The sequence below is a fragment of the Bradyrhizobium zhengyangense genome (assembly GCF_022012555.1).
Lineage (GTDB): Bacteria > Pseudomonadota > Alphaproteobacteria > Rhizobiales > Xanthobacteraceae > Bradyrhizobium > Bradyrhizobium zhengyangense.
In genome coordinates, this window is record NZ_JAKLTZ010000022.1 from 62,220 (window position 1) to 84,234 (window position 22,015).

Consider the following 22,015-nt stretch of genomic DNA (forward strand, 5'->3'; position numbering starts at 1 on the left):
GACGCGCCCCGGTCCGCGGTTGTTAGTGCGCCGCGTCGTTCGGCAAAAGCGCCGCAAACGCCTGATCGAGCGCGGCATCGGCCTTTGCGAGCTTGTCGCGCTGGGCGGCAAGCCAGAGCTTGTCGGCATCGAGGCGTTGCTGGGCCACCTTGAGCATGCGTGCAGTCTCCTCCGGCTGCGGCCCGCCGACGCCCTTGGTGTGCGCCACGATCCATTCCGGGGACATCACCTCCCTGAATTCGGCCTCGCTCATCGGGAAGGGCCTCGCCGGCATGTTGAATTTGGCAAGCGTCTTGTCGAAGAGGTCGGTCACTTGGCTGAAGGGTATGGTCTTGGGCGTGAGATCCAGCGGCCGCGCGTAGCTGACCATTTGTGATGCAAAGCCGTGTCCGACACGGAACGGGATCTGGTGTGCCTGCAACAGCAGCTCGGCGAGGTTCATGGTCGAGGTCCAGTCGCTCTCCAGCTCTTCCCTGGCGCGCGCCTTGTTGACCACGATCGCATCGAACACCCGGTTGGTGGCAGTGACCATGTTGACGGCACGCGGGAACAGTCCGATGTCCTCGGACTCGGACTTGTAATCGACCATGCCCGACACGACGTTGTGAGCGCGGATCGACACCGCCGCCGACAGCCCCACTACATCTGAAGCGGCGATCCTCGCCTGCATGATCAAACCCGGATTACGCTTCTGCGGCATCGAGCTGCTGGTGTAGGTCGAGCCCTCCTGCAGCAACAGCCACGGTCGCACCTCGGCGTATTGCGTGTGCAGGTCCTGCATCATCGCGCCGATGCGGATGGCGGCCGAATTGGCGATCGCGGTGGCCTCGAGCTGGTTGTCGAATGGAATCACCTGATTGGCATCCATGGAATTCTCGACGATGCCGTCAAAACCGAGCAGCTGGGCGAGGCGCGCGCGGTTCAGCGGCCAGATCGAGTCGGACATGACGCCGACACCCATCGGGCTGAGGTTGAGCCGGCGATAGGCCTCGCTGACGCGCTGCTGGTCGCGCTCGAATGATTCCTCATAGGCCAGCAGGTAATGACCATAGGTGATCGGCACCGCCTGCACGCCGTTGGTGTAGCCGGGCATCAGCGCATCGAGATTGTCGGCCGCCTTGGCGAGCATCTTGGCGCGCAAGCCGAGCAGCGCCTCGGCGAAATCCAGCGTCTGGTTGCGCAGCTTGGCAGCGCGAAACGTCGCGTACATGTCCTGACGGCTGCGCCCGGCGTGGATGACGGAGGCCTCCTCGCCGACCTTGTCGGTCATGATCTTTTCGATTTGAAGGACGTCGCTCGGGCGCTTGCCACCGGGCTCACGCGCCTGGCGGATCGTGTAGTCCACGCCCCCGGCGATCAGCTGGCCGGTGTCTTTCGGGAAGATGCCTTCCTCCAACAGCATCACGGTGGAGGCCTTGTTGATCTTGTTGAGCCAGTAGAACTGGTCCTCTGCGGCGTCCGATTTGCTGGTCGAGGGTTGCGCGTCCCTGGGGGCGTTGGCGCCGATCTTGGCGGCGTTCTCGTTGCATTCCTGCGTGGTCTTGCAGGGCAATTGACCGGTGTCCGCGGCTAACGCGTGGGACGCGATCAGGAAGCTGACGCCTCCCGCGATGCAGGCGATAAGTTTCATGCGGACCTCCCGGTTGCCGTGCGACCGGGCGGTTGGTTAGCACCCGGGCCGACGGAAGGCTATTAGCCTCCCGTTCATCGGAGCTCGAACCGGTGCGCCCGTCGGCGCACCAGAAGATTCCTAAACTGCCAGGGATCGCTGGTGTCGATGTCGGATTTCACACGATGCCATAATGCCACTGTTTTGCCCGACGCCGCAAGTTGTTTTCGAAAAAACAGAATGGCGTCATGCCGGCCGATGCCGGCTACTGTGCATGGGGTTGTTTTCGCTGTTTGTGTCAGTGAGCCCGCTCACCGCACCAGGATGTTCTTGAACTGCCAGGGATCGCTGGTGTCGATGTCCTCAGGGAACAGGCCCGGACGGTCCGTCAGCGGCGTCCAATCGGTGTAGAAGCCTTTCACCGGGCCGAGATACGGCAGCTGGATTTCCAGCAGGCGATCGAAATCCATCTCGTCGGCTTCGACGATGCCTTCCCTGGGGTTCTCCAGCGCCCATACCATGCCGCCGAGCACGGCGGAGGTCACCTGCAGGGCGGTGGCGTTCTGATAGGGGGCGAGTGCGCGGGTCTCTTCGATCGAGAGCTGCGAGCCAAACCAGTAGGCATTGTTGTCATGGCCGAACAAGAGCACGCCGAGCTCGTCGATGCCGTCGACGATTTCGTCCTCTTCGAGGATGTGGTGCTTCTCCTGCATCTTGCCGGCGCGGCCGAACAATTCATGCAGCGACAGCACGGCGTCGTCAGCCGGATGATAGGCGTAGTGGCAGGTCGGCCGGTAGATCGCCTTGCCCGATGCGTCGCGCACCGTGAAGTAATCGGAGATCGAGATCGACTCGTTGTGGGTGACGAGGAAGCCGTACTGCGCGCCGCGCGTCGGGCACCAGGTGCGCACGCGCGTGTTGGCGCCGGGCTGCATCAGATAGATGGCCGCGCCGCAGCCGGCTTCATGGGAATGCGCATTTTCTGGCATCCATTTCTCATGGGTTCCCCAGCCGAGCTCGGACGGCTGCATGCCTTCCGACAGGAAACCTTCCACCGACCAGGTATTGACGAAGACGTCGGGCTCTTTCGGCTTCTTCGCGCGCTGGGTGTCGCGCTCGGCGATATGGATGCCCTTGATGCCGGCCTGCCGCATCAGGTCGGCCCATTCGGCCTTGGTCTTCGGCTTCGGCGCATTGAGCTTCAGATCGGCGGCGACGTTGAGAAGCGCCTGCTTGACGAAGAAGGAGACCATGCCGGGATTGGCGCCGCAGCAGGAGACGGCCGTGGTTGAGCCCGCCGGGCGCGCCCGCTTGGCAGCCAGCGTCGCCTCGCGCAGCGCGTAGTTGGAGCGCGCCTCCGGCCCCTTCGAGGAATCGAAATAGAAGCCGAGCCAGGGCTCGTTGACGGTGTCGATATAGAGCGCGCCGATCTCGTTGCAGAGCTCCATGATGTCGGTCGAGCCGGTGTCGACAGAGAGATTGACGCAAAAGCCCTGGCCGCCGCCTTCGGTGAGCAGCGGGGTCAGCAATTCGCGGTAATTGTCCTTGGTCACGGCCTTCTGGATGAAGCGCACATTATGCTTCTCGCAATGCGCCTTGCGGCCCTCATCCTTGGGATCGATCACGGTGACGCGCGACTTGTCGTAATCGAGGTGCCGCTCGATCATCGGCAAGGTGCCTTTGCCGATGGAGCCGAAGCCGACCATGACGATCGGACCGGTGATCTTCGCGTAGATCTGCGAGGGGGCGCTCATGGGATGCTTCTCCGGAACGTGCTGGCGGACAATTGGTGGGGGGATTTAAGCGCTGCGGCGCTTGTCAGATGCTGCGGCGCTTGGCGGTGACTTCGATCTCGACCTTCATCTCGGGCTTGGCGAGCGCGCTGACGACCAGCAAGGTCGCCGCCGGCCTGATGTCGCCGAGAACCTCGCCGCAGACGGCGAAGTGGGCGTCGATGGTGCTGGCGTCGGTGACGTAATAGGTCGCACGGACGATATCGGCCATCTCGAAACCGCCCTCCTTCAGGGCCGCTTCGATGGTCTTGAAGCAGTTGCGTGACTGGCTCGTGACATCCGAGGGCATCGTCATCGTCGTGTAGTCATAGCCGGTGGTTCCCGCGACGAAGGCGAAGTCGCCGTCGATCACGGCGCGGCTGTAGCCGACGCTCTTCTCGAGGGGGGAGCCGGTGGAAATCAGGCGACGGGGCATGGGTTCGGCCTCGATTGAAAGGGGGATTTCGTGGGGTTTAAAGGGCGTTTCCAGGGCTCACGCAACCCCAAAGGAAAGGCCTGGTGCAGGTGCGGCCGGGCGCTGCCGCTGAATGCGGCTTCGGTCGTCACCATGAAGGCTATCCCTTACGCCGCGTGCGCCTGGAGGGGACGAACCACCCTCCGTTTGGCCAAGGACGCCCCAGTCGGGACGATCATCCCCTCGGCGCCGTCAAGTGCGCCGTCGGTGAATTCGATCGCCAGCAGGCGGTCGCGCTCGAACGGGCCGGGCAGCACCAGCGCGCCGGTCTTCTCGGCCGAGAAGCCGAAGCGGGCGTAGTAGGGCGCATCGCCGAGCAGGATCACGGCGTCATGCCCGCGCGCCCGGGCGGCGGCCAGCGCTTGTTGCATCAGCGCGGCGCCGATCCCGAGCTCGCGGCAGGCAGGGTCCACTGCCAGTGGTCCGAGGACCAGAGCGGGCCTGCCTCCGGCGCTGACGTGCCACAACCGCACGGTTCCCACGAGTGTCCCCTCGCGCACGGCCGACAGGGCAAGCCCTGCGGCTGGTGTACGTCCGTCGCGCAGGCGCTGGCAGGTGCGGTCATGGCGGTTCTCGCCAAAGCAGGCATCCAGCAGCGTTTCACGCATCGCGACGTCGACGGCACGCTCGCTGCGGATCGCGAACGGAGCGGCTTTCGAGGTGAGGGCGACTTGTGGCTTCCGAAAAGCAGTCATGGCGCGTCAGTCCCCGCTTGAACCGGCGTGCGTGCAGCACGCCCGTCCAAGGCGTCGTCAGATTGAAATGTCGGATGAGGAGCCGGCAAGCCGGCTCCCGGGTTCGTCAGGCCTCGGACAGAGAGGCGCTTAGATGTGGTAGGTCTTCAGCGGCGGGATGCCGTTGAACGCCACCGCCGAGTAGGTCGACGTATAGGCCCCGGTGCCTTCGATCAGCAGCTTGTCGCCGATCTCGAGCGTGACGGGGAGCGGATACGGGTTCTTCTCGTACAGCACGTCGGCACTGTCGCAGGTGGGACCTGCGAGCACGCACGGGGTCATGTCCGCGCCGTCATGCGGCGTGCGGATGGCGTAGCGGATCGACTCGTCCATGGTCTCGGCGAGACCGCCGAACTTGCCGATGTCCAGGTACACCCAGCGCACCTCGTCCTCGTCGCTCTTCTTGGAGATGAGCACGACCTCGGATTCGATGATGCCGGCGTTGCCCACCATGCCGCGGCCCGGCTCGATGATGGTCTCCGGAATCTGGTTGCCGAAGTGCTTGCGCAGGGCGCGGAAGATCGAGCGGCCGTAGGTGACGACCGGCGGCACGTCCTTCAGGTACTTGGTCGGGAAGCCGCCGCCCATGTTGACCATGGTCAGGTTGATGCCGCGCTCGGCGCAGTCGCGGAACACTTGCGAGGCCATCGCCAGCGCCCGATCCCACGCCTTCACCTTGCGTTGCTGCGAGCCGACATGGAAGGAGATGCCGCACGGCTCCAGGCCCAGGCGCTTGGCGACGTCGAGCACCTCGACCGCCATTTCCGGGTCGCAGCCGAACTTGCGCGACAACGGCCATTCGGCGCCGGCGCAGTCATAGAGGATGCGGCAGAACACCTTGGCGCCGGGAGCGGCGCGGGCGACCTTCTCGACTTCGGCGACGCAGTCCACCGCGAAAAGGCGGATGCCGAGCGCGAAGGCGCGCGCGATGTCGCGCTCCTTCTTGATCGTGTTGCCGAAAGAGATGCGGTCGGGGGTCGCACCGGCGGCCAGCGCCATCTCGATCTCGGCGACGGTCGCGGTGTCGAAGCAGGAGCCCATGGAGGCCAGCAAGGCCAGCACTTCCGGCGCCGGGTTCGCCTTGACGGCGTAGAACACGCGGCTGTCGGGCAGCGCCTTGGCGAAGCTCTGGTAATTGTCGCGCACGACCTCGAGGTCGACGACGAGGCACGGCTCGGTGTCGAGACCTTCCTTGCGGCGGTTGCGCAGGAATTCCTGGATGCGTTCGGTCATCGCACTCTCCAACGGTCCCAGCGACGGGATCCGCATCAACGTGACGTCGGATAAGAGTGCTTCGGCCACATCGCGCGATGGAGGCGCGCTGAAGCCAAAAGACTCAAACCAGACTGTGCTGCCGTGGATTGGTTGGGAGAGTTTCCCGCCCGCTCACCTGGCAATGAAGGACAAGCCTTTTCAGTAGCCCGCGCCGGCGTTGGAATGCCGGTAGAGACCAAAAAAGCCCGATCCGTCGTTGCTTTAAGTCGCGTCCCCCGTTGAGAGCGGGGTGCGCCGGTTCGCCTCCGGCTGCCAGTCACGGTTGCAAAGAGCGAAGTCACCTTCGACAAGGCATCTCTTTGAGAGAGATGCTGGACGCTTCGGAGTCTGCTTCAACCTTCCGGCTTCTGCACTTCCGAAGAGCCCCTCGGCTTCTTCACCCCTTGGCGGCTGTCCGGCCTCTTGTCCGGATACCTACCGACTGACACACGACCACAGGCACGTGCGAAATTGGGCAAAAACGCACATAAGGGTTTTGACTCGGCTTCGCAAGAATTTTTTTAGGCTGAGAACAGAATTGCCTAACATCTGCTTGCGCAGTGTTGCGCGAGCGACGCGGAAGATGAACGCGCGTTAAGTTTTCTGTGTCGTGCGTGACTCTGTCGCGCGAGGCGCCTCAGCGGCGCTTGAAGAACGGCTCGACGCGCTGAGCTGCGCGGACGAACGCCGTCATGACCAGCACGCCGAGTGCGAACAGCACGGCCTGAAGGATGTGCGCGCCCTGGTCACCGAGGCCAGCCAGAATCGCGAGCGCCCAGCCGCCGGCAAACGCCGCGCCGAACACCTCGGCGCCGATCAGGATGGCGGCGCTGATGACGGTGATGACGCTCGGCCAGACGATCTGACGGGAAGACGAAGAGGGCGCGTTCATGGGCGTTTACGGTCCGGTGTTTCGAGGGCCGCAATCTCCCCGAAAAGGCGGGCGGGAGCAAGGCCAAATGGCCCAAAAAAGCCCCATCGCGTGCTATAGCTGGCCCCAACAAATTGCCTCAAAAAACGAGACTTGCGATGTTAGACCCCCGCCAAACTACGGACTCCGAGACCAATCCGCTGCTGAAGGCCTGGGTGACGCCGTTTGCGACCCCGCCCTTCAACGAGATCGTGCCGGAGCATTTCCTGCCGGCCTTCGAGCAGGCCTTCGCCGATCACTCCGCCGAGATCGCGGCGATCACCAATGATCCGGCTGCGCCCGACTTCGCCAACACCATCACGGCGCTGGAGCGCTCCGGCAAGCTGCTGAACAAGGTCGCCTCCGTCTTCTACGACCTGGTCTCGGCGCATTCCAACCCGGCCATCCTCGACATCGACAAGGAGGTCTCCTTGCGGATGGCGCGGCACTGGAATCCGATCATGATGAATGCCGTGCTGTTTGGCCGCATCGCCCAGCTGCACGAGAACCGCGCCAGTCTCGGCCTCAATCCGGAGCAGCTCCGCCTGCTGGAGCGCACCTACACCCGCTTCCACCGTTCCGGCGCCGGCCTGTCCGACGAGGCCAAGACGCGGATGGCCGAGATCAACGAGAAGCTGGCTCAGCTCGCGACCGGCTTCAGCCATCACCTGCTCGGCGACGAGCAGGACTGGTTCATGGAGCTCGGTGAGGCCGACCGCCAGGGCCTGCCGGAGAGCTTTGTCGCCGGCGCCAAGGCTGCGGCAGAAGATCGCGGCATGGCAGGCAAGGCCATCGTCACGCTGTCGCGCTCGTCGGTCGAATCGTTCCTGAAGAGCTCAGGCCGCCGCGACCTGCGCGAGAAGGTCTACAAGGCCTTCATCGCGCGCGGCGACAACGGCAATTCCAACGACAACAACGCGACCATCGGCGAGATCCTGAAGCTGCGCGAGGAGACCGCCAAGCTCCTGGGCTACCCGACCTTCGCCGCCTACCGGCTCGAGGATTCCATGGCCAAGACGCCGGACGCGGTGCGTGGCCTCTTGGAGCGGGTCTGGAAGCCGGCCCGGGCGCGAGCGCTCGCCGATCGCGACGAGATGCAGGCGCTGATCACGGAAGAGGGCGGCAATTTCAAGCTCGCACCCTGGGACTGGCGTTTCTATGCCGAGAAGCTCCGCCTCCAGCGCGCCAATTTCGACGACGCCGCGATCAAGCCCTATCTGACGCTCGATCACATGATCGCGGCCGCCTTCGACTGCGCCACGCGCCTGTTCGGCGTCACCTTCGAGGAGCGCAAGGATGTGCCGGTCTGGCACCCCGACGTGCGGGTCTGGGAGGTCAAGGGCCCTGACGGCAAGCACAAGGCGCTGTTCTACGGCGACTACTTCGCCCGGCCGTCCAAGCGCTCCGGCGCCTGGATGACCTCGCTGCGCGACCAGCAGAAGCTCGATGGCGACATCGCGCCGCTCGTCATCAATGTCTGCAATTTTGCCAAGGGCGCCGGAGCTGAGCCCTCGCTGCTGTCGCCGGACGATGCCCGCACCCTGTTCCACGAGTTCGGCCACGGCCTCCACGGCATGCTCTCCAACGTGACCTATCCATCGCTGTCGGGCACCTCTGTGTTCACCGACTTTGTCGAGCTGCCGTCGCAGCTCTACGAGCACTGGCAGGAGCGGCCCGAGGTGCTGCAGCAGTTCGCCCGCCACTACCAGACCGGTGAGCCGCTGCCGGACGACCTGCTCAAGCGCTTCCTCGCCGCGCGAAAATTCAACCAGGGCTTTGCCACGGTCGAGTTCGTTTCCTCGGCGCTGGTCGATCTCGAGTTCCACTCCCAGCCGGCCGCCGCCGCACAGGACGTCGGTGCCTTCGAGAAACGCGAGCTGGAGAAGATCGGCATGCCCGAGGAAATCTCGATGCGGCACCGGCCGACGCAGTTCGGCCACATCTTCACGGGCGACCACTACGCCGCCGGCTATTACAGCTACATGTGGTCGGAGGTGATGGACGCCGATGCCTTCGGCGCGTTCGAGGAAGCCGGCAACATCTTCGATCCCGACGTCGCCAAGCGCCTGCACGACGACATCTATTCGAGCGGTGGATCGGTCGATCCGGAAGCGGCCTATGAGGCCTTCCGCGGTCGTCCGCCCGAGCCCGACGCGCTGCTCCGCCGCCGCGGCCTGCTCGACGACAAGGCGGCCTGATCGGCATGCGCACCCTGCTGGGATGGCTGCTCGCCGCCGGCCTGCTGCTTGCATCAGGCGCAGCGATCGCGCATCCGCATGTCTGGATCACCGCTTCAAGCGAATTGCTCTACGCAGAGGACGGCAGCATCACCGGCGTGCGCCACGCCTGGACCTTTGACGACATGTTCTCGGCCTATGCGGTGCAGGGGCTCGAGGCCAAGAAGAAGGGCGCCTATACCCGCGAGGAGCTCGGGCCGCTGGCGCAGACCAATGTCGAGTCGCTGAAGGAATATGCCTACTTCACCTTCGCGAAGGCCGACGGCAAGAAGGAGCGCTTCGGCGAGCCGGTCGACTATTTCCTCGACTACAAGGACACGGTGCTGACCCTGCACTTTACACTGCCGCTGAAGACCCCGCTCAAGCCCAAGCAGCTGGTGTTGGAAGTGTTCGACCGTTCGTTCTTCATCGACTTCCAGATGACCAAGGATAATCCCGTCAAGCTGGTCGGCGCGCCGTCAGGCTGCCAGATGAAGCTCGATCGTCCGAGCGACGGCACCGCGACCGCGCAGAAGCTCAACGAGCAGACCTTCATGGACGGCCCGAATGCCAATTTCGGCATGATGTTCGCCAACAAGATCACGGTGGATTGCCCTTGAAGCCGCATCTCTCGCCGCTTGGGCGCGGGTTCCTCACCTGCGCCGCCATTCTCCTCGCCGCCAGCCTGGCGGATGCGGCGCTTCACCATGTCCTGGCACAAAATCCGTTCGGCGCGCCGAAGCAGGCACCAGCGGCCGAGCCGGAGGCCAGCGGCCTCATCGGCTGGCTGTTGGCAAAGCAGTCCGAATTCTATCGCCAGATGTCGTCGACCATCCGCGCTGCCAAATCCGACGGCTCGGCCGTGTGGACGCTGCTCTTCATCTCCTTTGCCTACGGGATCTTCCATGCGGCCGGCCCCGGCCACGGCAAGGCGGTGATCGCCTCCTATCTCGTCGCCAACCGCGAGACCGCGCGGCGTGGCATCACGCTGTCATTGGCCTCGGCGCTGATGCAGTCCTTGGTGGCGATCCTGATCGTCGGCATCTCGGCCTGGATCCTGAACGCGACCGCCAGGACCATGTGCAAGGCGGAAGGGGCCATCGAGATCGCAAGCTACGCCCTGATCGCGTTGTTCGGCCTGCGCCTGACCTGGACCAAGGGCCGCACCTTCATCCGCGCGCTCCAGGTGACGCAGCCCGTGCCCGCCATAGCGGGCGTGCCGCATGACCATCATGATCACGGCCATCACCATCATGATGCGCATGATCATCATGACCACGACCACCATGATCATCACGGGCATGATCATGTCCATGACGAGCATTGCGGCCATTCCCATGGACCCACCCCGAGCGAGCTGGCCGGCCCCGGCGGCTGGCGGCGCGGCTTTGCCGCGATCCTGACCGTCGGCATCCGCCCCTGTTCGGGCGCCATCCTGGTGCTGGTATTCGCGCTCGCCCAGGGCCTGTTCTGGGCCGGCATTGCCGCAACCTTCCTGATGGGGCTGGGCACCGCGATCACGGTCGCGACCATCGCCCTGGTCGCAGTCTCGGCCAAGGACATCGCCGGCCGCCTCAGCGCGGGCCGCGACGGCGGCGGTGCGCTGTTCATGCGCGGCATCGAATTTGGTGCGGCGGCCCTGGTGCTGCTGTTCGGAGCGGGGCTGCTGTTTGGCTACATCGCGGCCGAACGGACGACGTGTTTCTAGCTTTCTTCCCTCCCACAAGGGGAAAAGGAAAAAGAAAGGTCACACCGGCAAAAACTTCTTCAACATCGGCATGAAGAAGATCGCCAGATTGAGCGCAAAGCCGATGCTCCAGAGGATGGAACGCAGCGTCGGCCGGTTGCCGAGATAGGTCAGCACATAGGCCACCCGCACGATCAGGAACAACACCGCGAGCTCGTCGATCAGGCGCTGCGGCGAGTCGCGGAATTCGGCGAGCAGGACGGCGAAAGCGAAGAACGGGAAGGTTTCGATGCCGTTCTGGTGCGCGCCAAGCGCGCGCTGCGAGATGGCGTCCTCATAAAAGGCGGGATCGCGCGGCCGCGAATTGTCGAAGCCGCGAAACCTGATCCATTTGATCGAGACGATCGTTACGAGATAGAGCAACAGTGCCCCGAGAACGCACCATTCCGCGAGCGTCATCTTCCCTCCCCCGCTTGGACGGGACCCTAGCGAAACCGGCCTCATCTTGACAAGTTCGGAGCAACGCGCGACCCAACTGGCCATGGAGACCCTGGCCCCCATCGTTTCAGCGAAGCCGACCGTTCAGCCCGGCCAGCCGCGCGTCGGCGTGCTGCTGGTCAATCTCGGCACGCCCGATACGGCCGACGCCGCCGGCGTGAGGGTCTATCTGAAGGAATTTCTGTCGGACGCTCGCGTCATCGAGGCCCAGGGCCTGATCTGGCAGCTGGTGCTGAACGGCATCATCCTGCGCAGCCGCCCCCGCACCAAGGCGCTCGACTACCAGAAGATCTGGAACGTCGAGAAGAACGAGTCGCCGCTGAAGACCATCACGCGGTCGCAAGCCGACAAGCTCGCCGCCGCGCTGTCTGATCGCGCGCATGTCGTGGTGGATTGGGCGATGCGCTACGGCAATCCCTCGATCAAGGCGGGGATCGATGCGCTGATCGCGAAGGGATGCGAGCGCATCCTTGCGGTGCCGCTCTATCCGCAATATTCCGCCTCGACCTCGGCGACCGTCTGCGACGAGGTGTTCCGTGTGCTCGCCGGCCTGCGCAATCAGCCGACGCTGCGGGTGACGCCGCCATACTACGAGGACGAGGCCTATATCGAGGCGCTCGCCGTCTCGATCGAGTTGCATCTGGCGAATTTATCCTTCAAGCCCGAGCTGATCGTCGCGTCTTTTCACGGCATGCCGAAATCCTATGTCGACAAGGGTGATCCCTATCAGAGCCATTGCGTCGCGACGACGCAGGCGCTGCGTCGCCGGCTCGGCATGGACGACACCAAGCTGCTGCTGACCTTCCAGTCGCGCTTCGGCAATGATGAATGGCTGCAACCCTATACCGACAAGACGATGGAACGCCTGGCGAAAGAAGGCGTGCGTCGCATCGCGGTGGTGACGCCGGGCTTTTCCGCCGACTGTCTCGAGACGCTGGAGGAGATCGCGCAGGAGAATGCCGAGATCTTCAAGCACAATGGCGGCGAGCAGTTTTCCGCGATCCCCTGCCTGAACGATAGCGATCCGGGCATGGACGTGATCCGCACGCTGGTGCTGCGGGAGCTGCAAGGCTGGATCTAATGTGCCTGGATCTAGGGAGCGTTCCATGAACCGCCGCGACTGCCTGGCGCTTCTGGGAACGATCACGGTGCTGCCGCTCTCAGCCCTGGCGCAGCAGACCGGCGAGCTGCGCCGACTGGGCGTGCTTTCGGTCACGGCCGATGACGTGATCGGGCAGGCCCGCCTGGTCGAGGCGCTGGCCACCCATGGTTGGAAGGAGCAAGACAATCTCAGGGTCGACTGGCGCAACGGAGGTGGTGATCGCGCTCCGATCGCCCGGCTCGCCGACGAGTTGATCGCGCTCAAGCCGGACGTTCTGCTCGCGATCGGCACCCCCTCGGTGGAGGAGCTGCGGCAGCGCACCGCTACGATTCCGATCGTGTTCGCGGTGGTCACCGATCCCGTCAGCCAGGGTTTTGTGCAAAATCTGGCCCATCCCGGCGGCAACATCACCGGCTTCACCGATTATGACGGCCCGCTTGCCGGCAAATGGCTGGAGATGCTGACGCAGGTCACGCCAAAGGTCTCTCGCGCCTTCGTCGTCTACAATCCCGCCACCGCGCCGTTCGCAGCCCTGATGCTGCGCACGCTCGAGGAGGCTGCGCGGACGCTGGATGTCGTGGTCGAGCCCGCGGCGGTGCATGATGCAGCCTCGATCGCCGCGCTGGCCTCGCGGAAGGATGGCGGATTCCTGGTGCTGCCCGACTTTTTCACCATGGCCAATCGCGCGCCTCTGCTGGCAGCGATCGCGGAATCGCATCTGCCGTCGGTGTTCTGGAGCCGCGCCTTCGTCGATGAAGGCGGGCTGATGTCCTACAGCACCGACAGTGCCGAGCAGCTGCGACGTGCCGCGGGCTATATCGATCGCATCCTAAAGGGCGCGCAAGCCGCCGACCTTCCGGTCCAGAATCCGACGAAGTTCGAGCTTGCGATCAACGTGAAGGCGGCCAAGGCGATCGGCGTTACGCTTCCCGCCGGGCTGCTCGCAATCGCGAACGACGTCATCGAGTAGCGTCGCAGTTTGTTAATCTTTGCCGCTAGGTCTGCCGCCGTACGCTTTCAAGAGCCCTTCGAAAAATACATAATCGTGACCGTTCCCGCTCCGTGCGCCTTGTTCAGAATCGCGCGCATGCCGACGTGAAAAGCGACCGCTGAACCGGTAGGGTGCTGATCCCGACCAATGACAGCGCGGGAAGGGCCTGTTTCCCGGGTTCTTTCCTGCCTTGGAGGAGATATGAGCGGTTTTGATATTTTCGCGATTGTTCTGGTGTTGCTCGTCATCATCACGCTGATTGCCGGCGTGAAAACGGTGCCGCAGGGCTATGACTGGACCATCGAGCGGTTCGGTAAATACACCCATACGCTAACGCCCGGCCTCAATCTCATCGTGCCCTATTTCGATCGCGTCGGGCGCAAGATCAACATGATGGAGCAGGTGATCTCGATCCCCGAGCAGGAGGTGATCACCAAGGACAACGCGACGGTGACGGTCGACGGCGTTGCCTTCTTCCAGGTGTTCGATGCAGCGAAGGCGAGCTATGAGGTCGCCAATCTCGAGCAGGCGATCATCGTGCTGACCATGACCAACATCCGTTCGGTCATGGGCGCTATGGACCTCGACCAGGTGCTGTCGCACCGCGACGAGATCAACGAGCGCCTCTTGCGCGTCGTCGATGCCGCGGTCTCGCCGTGGGGCCTGAAAGTCAACCGCATCGAGATCAAGGACATCGTGCCGCCGGCCGATCTCGTCGAGGCGATGGGGCGGCAGATGAAGGCCGAGCGCGTCAAGCGCGCCGACATCCTTCAGGCCGAAGGCGCGCGCCAGTCCGAGATCCTGCGCGCTGAGGGCGCCAAGCAGGGCCAGATCCTCCAGGCCGAAGGCCGCAAGGAAGCTGCGTTTCGCGACGCCGAGGCGCGTGAGCGGTCTGCAGAGGCCGAGGCCAAGGCGACGCAAATGGTGAGTGAGGCCATCGCCAAGGGTGACGTGGCTGCGCTGAATTATTTTATTGCCGACAAATACATCAAGGCGTTCGGCCAACTGGCCGACTCGCCGAACCAGAAGATCATCATGCTGCCGATCGAGGCCACCAGCATTCTGGGTTCGCTCGCCGGCATCGGCGAGATCGCCAAGGCAACGTTCGGCGAAAGTGCTGCGTCTGCAGCCGCCGCCGCGCGCCGCACCGGCTCAGTGCCGCCGGCTGGCGGCACGCCGCCGGCGGTTCCGCCGCGGCAGGGTTGAGGAACGGCGCATGACCTTAGGGTCGTGCGCCAACATAAAGAGGTCGTGTCATGACCGACATGTTCGTATCGCTCGGCACCTGGAACTGGCTGATCTTCGGCTTCCTCCTGATGGCGCTGGAGGTGATCGCGCCGGGCGTGTTCCTGTTCTGGCTGGGGCTCGCCGCGCTCCTGGTCGGCCTGATCTCGTTCGCCACCGTCATCTCCTGGCAGATCCAGCTCGTGATGTTCGCGGTGTTCGCAGCCGCGGCCGTGCCGGTGTGGCGTCGTCTTGCGCGACCGAAGTTCGATGCAAGCGCCAGCCCGTTCCTCAACAAGCGCACCGAGGCGTTGCTGGGCCGCGAGTTCACGCTGGAGAAGCCGATCATCGACGGCAACGGCACCATGCGCATCGGCGACACGGTGTGGCGCGTGGCGGGCCCGGACACTCCGGCAGGGACGCGTGTGAAGGTGGTGCAGGTGGATGGCGTGAATCTAACGGTGGCCGCGGCGTAGGTGCGGTCATTGCGAGCGTAGCGAAGCAACCCAGACTGTTGCCGCAGAAAGATTCTGGATTGCTTCGCTGCGCTCGCAATGACGAGCTTGTTGAGGCTGGATTGCCAGACCTAGCTAGGCGCCACTCTTGCTGCGCCACCTCTCCGCAAACCTGTGCAGTGGCATGAACGTCTCGCACAGCTCCCGGCCCACCGGTGTCAGGCCATAGCCTCCGCCGTCGCCCAGCTCCACAAACCCCGCCTCGCGCAACTCCGTCAGCCGCACTTGCAACACCGTCGGCGAAGCCTCATCGCAGGCCGTGCGCAATGCGCGCGAGGTGAGAGGCTCCGCGCGCAATTCCCACAATATCCGCAAGGCCCAGCGCCGCCCGAGCAGGTCGAGCAGCGCCATGATCGGCCGCCCGGTACGCGAGCCGCGCACGCGACGTTCCCCTGAGCCCGTCTGTTTCGCCATCACACCCTCTTGCGTCGTGCTACAGATAATGTAGCGTGTTGCTACAATAATTGTAGCAAGGAAGATGCCCATGTCATCCCCGGCTCCTCGTATCGCCGCGCTCGATCAGCCTTATCCCCCGGAGATCCAGGCGCAGTTCGACCGCATCATGCGCGGCGCGCCGCCGCTAATGCTTTTCCGGGTGATGGCCGGCCACAGCCGCGCCTGGGACAAGTTTCGTGCCGGCGGCCTGCTCGATCCCGGGCCGTTATCGTTGCGGGAGCGCGAGATCGTCATCGATCGGACCTGCGCGCTGAACAGATGCGAATATGAATGGGGCGTCCATGTCGCGATCTTCGCCGGCCCGGCGAAGCTTAGCGAGGATGAGGTTCGTGCGACGGTGGGGGGCGATGCGAATTCGGCCAGCTGGTCCGCGGCCGAGCAGGCCCTGATCGCAGCGGTGGACGCGTTGCACACCCGCGCGACGTTCACCGACGCCGAGTTCGCCGCGCTGTCCGCGCATTACGACGAGGCGCAGATCCTGGAGATCATGCTGCTGTGCGGCTTCTATCGCACGGTGTCGTATCTGGCCAACGGGCTGAGGCTGCCGCTGGAGGAGAACGCGGCGCGGTTTCCAACAGTCTAACCATGCGTCATTGCGAGGAGCTCGCAACAAAATTACGAAGCAATTTTGCGCTGATGCGACGAAGCAATCCAGACCGTCCCCGCAGAAAGATTCTGGGTTGCTTCGCTACACTCGCAATGACGTGGAGAGAGCCGTAGGACCTACGCCACACCCGCCCGCAGCAGATCGTGCAGATGCACGATGCCGACCACCTTGTCCGCCTCGGTCACAACAAGCGTTGTGATCTTGCGCGTGTTCAGCACCTCGATCATCTCGCTTGCGAGCATCGAGGGCGGCACGGTCTTGGGCTGCCTGGTCATGATCTCATCGACCGTCACAGTCAAAAGATCCGGCCGCATGTGGCGGCGCAGATCGCCGTCGGTGATGATGCCGACCGCCTCGTTCGCGTCATTGACGATGCAGACGCAGCCCAAACCCTTGGCCGACATCTCCACCACCGCGTCCGACATCTTGGTGCCTTCAGGCTTGACCGGGATTTCCGCGCCGGTGCGCATATAGTCGCGGACGAATTTCAGCATCGCGCCCAGCTTGCCGCCGGGATGGAAGTGGGCGAATTCCAGCGCGGTGAAGCCGCGGCCTTCGAGCAGCGCGATCGCGATGGCATCGCCGATCGCGACCTGCATCATGGTCGAGGTGGTCGGCGCCAGATTGTGCGGGCAGGCCTCGCGCGCCTTCGGCAATTCGATGACGATGTCGGCGGCCTGGGCGAGCGAGGACGCCGCATTCGACGTCACCGCGATCATCGGGATCGCAAAGCGCGCCGAATAGTTCACCAGCGTCTTCATCTCTGGCTGCTCGCCGGACCAGGACAGCGCCATGATGACATCGTCGGTCGTGATCATGCCGAGGTCGCCATGGGCGGCTTCAGCCGTATGAACGAAGAAGGCCGGCGTGCCTGTCGAGGCCAGGGTCGCCGCGATCTTGCGCGCCATGTGGCCGGACTTGCCGAGCCCGGTGACGATGACGCGGCCCTTGGCGTTGCGGATCAGGTCGACCGCCCTGGCGAACGCCTCGCCCAGCGGGCCGCGCAGGGCGGCGGCGAGCGCGTTGATGCCGCCGCTCTCCGTCTCCAGCGTGCGGAGTGCGGATTCGACTGACGTGGGGGTGAGGCCGGATGAGGAGGTCATCAGCGGTTTCGAACTCGGCATGCTCAGGTCCAGGGAGGAGGGGCGTCAGCCCGTTGGCCGCCTCCTTAGCACGCCTCGGCTTCCGAGGCGACGCGACCGCCAAATCCCTCAACGGGTCATTAACCATAATTGTTTTAACTCCATTAACGATGGTTTCCGCGCGTTCGCGGAAGGCCATCAGTGAAGTATCTGATTTCGTTGGAGTTATTCCATCGTGGGGTCGCCTCCAGGTAGGGGCCGGAGCAGTCGCGCGTACGTCTTTCGCGCCGCTTTGCCATGCCTGCTGCTGACCGCGCTGGAAAGCTCACCAGTGGCCGCCCAGAGCCTCACGCCCGACCTGTTCAATCCCAGCCGCGGCGGCTTCGTTTCGCCTGAGACGCTGCCGACGCGCCGCACGGCGGGCGTCCTGCCGGCGCCGTCGGACGCGGTTCCGCAGCCCCCGCAGCCGCCGGATCCCAACGAGGATCCGCGCAAGAAGAGCGACGCGCCCGCGACAACGCGAATTGGCCAGGTCCCGACATATGGCCTTCCCGCCGCGAACGGTGCGAGCAGCTCGGGCTACGACTCGCTTAATCGCAAGCGCCAGCAGCCAAAACTCTATCCGGGCCAGCCGAAGCCGAAGAAGCCCGCCGGCCCCGGCTCGCCGGTGCCAACTGCAACGCCGCCGGTCTCCACGCTCGGTCCTCCCCGTATTGCGCCGCCGCCGTCGGAGACCGCGAACAAGACGCCATTGCCGCCGGCGATGGCTGGCACCGTGCCCGGCCAGCCGCAGCGCCGCCGCCTCAAGGTCGACGACGATGCCTTCGGCGCGGTCGGCGACTACGCCGGCAGCTTTCTGATCAAGGGCGGGCTCGAGCTTTCCACCGGCTACGACACCAATCCTGCACGTCTCAGCAAGCCGGTCGGCTCGCCTGTCTATGTCGTCGCGCCGGATCTGCTTGTCATGTCCGACTGGGAGCGCCACGCGCTGGTCGCAGACTTGCGCGGCTCGTTCTCCGGCTACACCAACAACATGCCGGCGACGATCGACGGACTTCCCTCGCCGTCGCCTGTCGAGATCAACCGCCCCGACTTCACCGGCCATGTCGACGGCCGCTACGACGTCGACCGCGACCTCAAGCTGACCTCGCAATTCCGGCTGCGGCTTGCCACCGACAACCCTGGCAGCCCGAACGTGCAGGCCGGCCTGCAGAAATATCCTGTTTACGCCACCTATGGCGGCACCTTCGGATTCGACCAGACCTTCAACCGTTTCCAGGTCGCCGCCGGCGCCACGATCGATCGCACCGCCTACACGGATTCAAAACTCACCGACGGGTCGACCTTCAGCAATGACGACCGCGACTTCAACCAGTATGGCGGCGTCGGACGCTTCTCCTACGAGCTGAAGCCGGGCTTAAAACCGTTCGTCGAGATCGAGGGCGACAACCGCGTCCACGACCAGGCTGCGGATCGCAACGGCTATTTGCGCGATTCAAACGGCGGCTATGCCAAGGTCGGCTCGTCCTTCGAGTTCTCGCGCATCCTCACCGGCGAAGTCTCGGTCGGCTATTCCGCGCGCAACTATGTCGACCCTCGCCTGAGCCAGCTCTCGGGCTTCCTCACCTCGGGATCGCTGATCTGGAACGCCAGCGGGCTGACGACGGTGAAATTCAACACCGACACCCAAATCGCGGAAACCACCATCCCCGGCTCCTCCGGCGTGCTGGTGCACACCTATGCCGCCGAAGTCGACCACGACTTCCGCCGCTGGCTGACGGCGGTCGGCAAGTTCACCTACGGCACCTACGACTATCAGGGCCAGAATCGCAACGACAAGACCTACTCGCTCGAAGGCAATCTGATCTACAAGCTCAACCGCAACATCTGGATCAAGGGCACGTTGCGCCACGACATCCTGGATTCGAACCAGCCGGGCTCGAGTTCGCAGGGCACGGTGGTGATGCTGGGCGTGCGGTTGCAGAATTAGCGGCGCGTAGGGATTTGAACTGATGCGTCTTAGTAAGCGGCAAGCTTTCAACTCACTCCGCTGTCATGCCCCGGCTTGACTGGGACATCGAGTACGCCGCGGCTTCTCGGTTCAATAAAAACGTCTCTGGAATACTGGATCGCCCGGTCAAGCCGGGCGATGACACCGTTGCCTAGTTTGGCCGCGAGTAACACTCACCGCGGCAGATCCGTCTTCCCCATCAGGAACGTGTCGATCGAGCGGGCGCACAGCCGGCCTTCGCGGATGGCCCAGACCACCAGCGACTGGCCACGGCGCATGTCGCCGGCGGAGAACACGTTCGGACGCGAGGTCTGGTAATCAAGCGTGTTGGCCTTGACGTTGCCGCGCGGGTCGAGGTCGACCGCGAGCTGCTTGAGCAGACCCTCGTGCACGGGATGCACAAAACCCATCGCGAGCAGGACGAGCTCGGCATCGAGCTCGAACTCGGTGCCTGCGATCGGCTTGAACTTGTCGTCGACGCGCACGCAGTGCAGCTTCTTGACCTTGCCGTTCTCGCCGGTGAACTTCTGCGTCAGCACGGCGAACTCGCGGATTGCGCCTTCGGCCTGGCTCGACGACGTGCGCATCTTCAGCGGCCAGTTCGGCCAGGTCAGGCCCTTGTTCTCGCGCTCGGGCGGAGCGGGCATGATCTCGAGCTGCGTCACCGACAGCGCGCCCTGGCGCAGCGAGGTGCCGATGCAGTCGGATCCGGTGTCGCCGCCGCCGATGACGACGACATGCTTGCCGCCGGCGAGGATCTCCTTGACGCCACCCAGCGGCTCCTCGGAGACGCGGCGGTTCTGCTGCGGCAGGAAGTCCATCGCATAATGGATGCCGTCGAATTCGCGGCCGGGGATCGGCAGATCGCGCGGGGCTTCGGCGCCGCCGGTCAGCGCGATCGCGTCGTACTGGTTGAGCATCTCGCGCGGATCGACATTGCCGTCCACGCCGACATGGCTGTTGTAGTGGAAGGTGACGCCTTCGCCTTCCATCTGCTTGACGCGGCGGTCGATGACGCCCTTCTCCATCTTGAAGTCCGGGATGCCATAACGGAGCAGTCCGCCGGCCTTGGCGTACTTCTCGAACAGATGCACGTCGTGCCCGGCGCGGGCCAGCTGCTGCGCGCAGGCCATGCCGGCCGGACCCGAGCCGATCACCGCGACCTTCTTGCCGGTCTTGACCGCGGCGATCTCAGGCTTCAGCCAGCCATTGTCCCAAGCGCGGTCGACGATCGCGCATTCGATGGTCTTGATGGTGACGGGGTTGTCGTCGATGTTGAGCGTGCAGGACGCCTCGCACGGCGCCGGACAGATGCGGCCGGTGAATTCAGGAAAGTTGTTGGTCGAGTGCAGATTGCGCGAGGCCTCTTCCCAATTGCCCTGATAGACGAGGTCGTTGAAGTCGGGGATCTGGTTGTTGACCGGGCAACCGGGCGTGCCCGGCGCGACCGAGCCGGTGCCGTGGCAATAGGGAATGCCGCAGTTCATGCAGCGCGCGGCCTGGTCGCGCGTTTCCTTCTCGCTCAAGGGAACGACGAACTCGTTGTAATGCTTCACGCGCTCGGCGACGGGGGTGTACTTGCGATCGTGCCGTTCGATTTCGAGAAAACCCGTGATCTTGCCCATTAAACCCGAAGTCCCTGCCGCTTAGTCGTTTTGTTGTTTCCTCACCGTCATTGCGAGGAGCGAAGCGACGAAGCAATCCAGTCTGCATCAAGGAAGAAAGTCTGGATTGCTTCGCTACGCTCGCAATGACGGGTGTGATGCCTTACGCCCCGATCGCGATCTTCGGCTCGGCGTCCGCGTTGGCGGCCATTTCGCGCAGCGCGCGCCGGTACTCGACCGGCATCACCTTGCGGAATTTGGGCAGCCATTCCTTCCAATTGGCAAGGATGTCCGCGGCGCGCTTGGAGCCGGTCGCCTTGGCATGGCGCGTGATCAGGACGTGCAGACGCTCGACGTCGGATGCGAGCAGGTTCTGGAACACGTCGACCCGGCCGTGCGCCTCGAGATCACCGGAGTGGTGATACGTGCCGGCGTTGATCAGCTCTTCCGACAGCACCGGCTCGAGCTCGACCATGCTGAGATTGCACAGCTTGTTGAAGTCGCCGGTTTCGTCGAGCACGTAGGCGATGCCGCCGGACATGCCGGCCGCGAAATTGCGTCCGGTCTTGCCGAGCACGACCACGATGCCGCCGGTCATGTATTCGCAGCAATGATCGCCGGCGCCTTCGACCACGGCGACCGCGCCCGAGTTGCGCACGGCAAAGCGTTCGCCGGCGACGCCGCGGAAGTAGCACTCGCCCTGGATGGCGCCGTACATCACGGTGTTGCCGACGATGATGCTCTCCTCCGGCACGATGCCGCTATTCGCCGGCGGCTTGACGATGATCTTGCCGCCCGAGAGGCCCTTGCCGACATAGTCGTTGGCTTCACCCTCGAGCTCGAAGGTAACGCCGTTGGCGAGCCACGCGCCGAACGCCTGGCCGGCCGTGCCCTTGAGGCTGACATGGATGGTGTCCTGCGGCAGGCCGGCATGGCCGTAGATCTTGGCGACCGCGCCTGACAGCATCGCACCCGCAGAGCGGTTGGTGCTGTTGATCGCAGCCTCGATCTTCACCGGCGCACCGCGGTCGAGCGAGGGCTTCGCCTTCTCGATCAGCGAGCGGTCGAGCACGGCCTCCAGATGATGGTTCTGGCGCTCGGAGTGATAGATCTTCTGGCCCTTGTCTTCCTTCTGCTTGACGAACAGCTTCGAGAAATCGAGGCCCTTCGCCTTCCAGTGCGCCACCAGCTTGGTCTGGTCGAGCAGCTGAACCTGGCCGACCATCTCGTTGAAGGTGCGGAAGCCGAGCGAGGCCATGATCTCGCGC

General features: G+C 64.1%; 21 protein-coding genes. 10 read left to right on the plus strand and 11 right to left on the minus strand.

The window, feature by feature from the left end; translation table 11 throughout:
* Positions 1-22 precede the first annotated feature (22 nt).
* From L6639_RS38705 to L6639_RS38725, 5 genes are all read right to left on the minus strand, one after another.
* On the minus strand, positions 23-1,630 hold the full coding sequence (locus L6639_RS38705; RefSeq protein ID WP_237866633.1) for a lyase family protein: 1,608 nt from the start codon (positions 1,628-1,630) through the stop codon (positions 23-25).
* A gap of 290 nt (positions 1,631-1,920) precedes the next feature.
* A complete protein-coding gene (locus L6639_RS38710; protein WP_237866634.1) occupies positions 1,921-3,363 on the minus strand; it encodes a homospermidine synthase in 1,443 nt (480 codons plus the stop codon).
* 64 nt (positions 3,364-3,427) lie between these two features.
* The gene (locus L6639_RS38715) at positions 3,428-3,817 is read right to left on the minus strand and encodes a RidA family protein (protein ID WP_237866635.1); all 390 of its coding nucleotides are present in this window, start codon (positions 3,815-3,817) and stop codon (positions 3,428-3,430) included.
* 146 nt (positions 3,818-3,963) lie between these two features.
* Positions 3,964-4,551: a GNAT family N-acetyltransferase gene (locus L6639_RS38720; RefSeq protein WP_237866636.1), complete on the minus strand. Its 588-nt coding sequence runs from the start codon at positions 4,549-4,551 to the stop codon at positions 3,964-3,966.
* A 129-nt stretch (positions 4,552-4,680) separates the two neighbouring features.
* A complete protein-coding gene (locus L6639_RS38725) occupies positions 4,681-5,823 on the minus strand; it encodes a type III PLP-dependent enzyme (protein ID WP_074117099.1) in 1,143 nt (380 codons plus the stop codon).
* On the opposite strand from L6639_RS38725, the gene L6639_RS38730 reads away from it, so the two are divergent.
* Positions 5,810-6,010, plus strand: coding sequence for a hypothetical protein (locus L6639_RS38730; protein ID WP_237866637.1), 201 nt, complete (start codon positions 5,810-5,812; stop codon positions 6,008-6,010). The two genes, L6639_RS38725 and L6639_RS38730, sit on opposite strands and share 14 nt — an antisense overlap.
* Positions 6,011-6,481: 471 nt before the next feature.
* Here L6639_RS38730 and L6639_RS38735 read toward each other — a convergent pair whose 3' ends face one another.
* Entirely contained in the window at positions 6,482-6,736 is a 255-nt protein-coding gene (locus L6639_RS38735) for a hypothetical protein (RefSeq protein ID WP_237866640.1), read from the minus strand.
* A 137-nt stretch (positions 6,737-6,873) separates the two neighbouring features.
* Between L6639_RS38735 and L6639_RS38740 the strand changes: the two genes are divergently transcribed.
* The 3 genes from L6639_RS38740 to L6639_RS38750 are packed head-to-tail and all read left to right on the plus strand — an operon-like array spanning position 6,874 to position 10,678.
* Positions 6,874-8,952: a M3 family metallopeptidase gene (locus L6639_RS38740; RefSeq protein WP_237866641.1), complete on the plus strand. Its 2,079-nt coding sequence runs from the start codon at positions 6,874-6,876 to the stop codon at positions 8,950-8,952.
* Positions 8,952-9,590: a DUF1007 family protein gene (locus tag L6639_RS38745; RefSeq protein WP_237866667.1), complete on the plus strand. Its 639-nt coding sequence runs from the start codon at positions 8,952-8,954 to the stop codon at positions 9,588-9,590. Before L6639_RS38740 ends, L6639_RS38745 begins: the two co-directional genes overlap by 1 nt.
* Positions 9,587-10,678 (plus strand): nickel/cobalt transporter, encoded by a 1,092-nt coding sequence (locus tag L6639_RS38750; protein WP_237866642.1) that lies wholly within the window; start codon positions 9,587-9,589, stop codon positions 10,676-10,678. The genes L6639_RS38745 and L6639_RS38750 overlap by 4 nt, the downstream gene beginning before the upstream one ends.
* A gap of 39 nt (positions 10,679-10,717) precedes the next feature.
* Here L6639_RS38750 and L6639_RS38755 read toward each other — a convergent pair whose 3' ends face one another.
* On the minus strand, positions 10,718-11,116 hold the full coding sequence (locus L6639_RS38755) for an MAPEG family protein (RefSeq protein WP_237866643.1): 399 nt from the start codon (positions 11,114-11,116) through the stop codon (positions 10,718-10,720).
* Positions 11,117-11,198: 82 nt separating this feature from the next.
* Here L6639_RS38755 and hemH point away from each other — a divergent pair, with 82 nt between their 5' ends.
* The 4 genes from hemH to L6639_RS38775 all read left to right on the plus strand — a co-directional run bounded on the left by hemH (position 11,199) and on the right by L6639_RS38775 (position 14,948).
* A complete protein-coding gene (gene hemH, locus L6639_RS38760) occupies positions 11,199-12,236 on the plus strand; it encodes a ferrochelatase (RefSeq protein ID WP_237866644.1) in 1,038 nt (345 codons plus the stop codon).
* 25 nt (positions 12,237-12,261) lie between these two features.
* A complete protein-coding gene (locus tag L6639_RS38765) occupies positions 12,262-13,227 on the plus strand; it encodes an ABC transporter substrate-binding protein (protein WP_237866647.1) in 966 nt (321 codons plus the stop codon).
* Positions 13,228-13,449: 222 nt separating this feature from the next.
* On the plus strand, positions 13,450-14,454 hold the full coding sequence (locus L6639_RS38770) for an SPFH domain-containing protein (protein ID WP_237866648.1): 1,005 nt from the start codon (positions 13,450-13,452) through the stop codon (positions 14,452-14,454).
* A gap of 50 nt (positions 14,455-14,504) precedes the next feature.
* The gene (locus tag L6639_RS38775; RefSeq protein WP_237866649.1) at positions 14,505-14,948 is read left to right on the plus strand and encodes an NfeD family protein; all 444 of its coding nucleotides are present in this window, start codon (positions 14,505-14,507) and stop codon (positions 14,946-14,948) included.
* Between the two features lie 114 nt (positions 14,949-15,062).
* Here L6639_RS38775 and L6639_RS38780 read toward each other — a convergent pair whose 3' ends face one another.
* Entirely contained in the window at positions 15,063-15,401 is a 339-nt protein-coding gene (locus tag L6639_RS38780) for a winged helix-turn-helix transcriptional regulator (RefSeq protein ID WP_237866650.1), read from the minus strand.
* Positions 15,402-15,471: 70 nt separating this feature from the next.
* Here L6639_RS38780 and L6639_RS38785 point away from each other — a divergent pair, with 70 nt between their 5' ends.
* The gene (locus tag L6639_RS38785) at positions 15,472-16,026 is read left to right on the plus strand and encodes a carboxymuconolactone decarboxylase family protein (RefSeq protein WP_237866655.1); all 555 of its coding nucleotides are present in this window, start codon (positions 15,472-15,474) and stop codon (positions 16,024-16,026) included.
* 140 nt (positions 16,027-16,166) lie between these two features.
* Here the strand turns inward: L6639_RS38785 and L6639_RS38790 are convergent, their stop codons facing one another.
* On the minus strand, positions 16,167-17,174 hold the full coding sequence (locus L6639_RS38790; protein ID WP_237866656.1) for a KpsF/GutQ family sugar-phosphate isomerase: 1,008 nt from the start codon (positions 17,172-17,174) through the stop codon (positions 16,167-16,169).
* A 193-nt stretch (positions 17,175-17,367) separates the two neighbouring features.
* Between L6639_RS38790 and L6639_RS38795 the strand changes: the two genes are divergently transcribed.
* Positions 17,368-19,122 carry an outer membrane beta-barrel protein gene (locus L6639_RS38795; protein ID WP_237866658.1) on the plus strand — a complete coding sequence of 585 codons (1,755 nt, stop codon included), beginning with the start codon at positions 17,368-17,370 and terminating at the stop codon, positions 19,120-19,122.
* Between the two features lie 194 nt (positions 19,123-19,316).
* Here L6639_RS38795 and L6639_RS38800 read toward each other — a convergent pair whose 3' ends face one another.
* Together L6639_RS38800 and L6639_RS38805 are read right to left on the minus strand one after the other, a co-directional pair.
* Entirely contained in the window at positions 19,317-20,768 is a 1,452-nt protein-coding gene (locus tag L6639_RS38800; protein ID WP_237866659.1) for a glutamate synthase subunit beta, read from the minus strand.
* Between the two features lie 142 nt (positions 20,769-20,910).
* Positions 20,911-22,015: GltB/FmdC/FwdC-like GXGXG domain-containing protein (locus L6639_RS38805; RefSeq protein WP_465251684.1), on the minus strand; the 1,105-nt coding region annotated here is incomplete at its 5' end.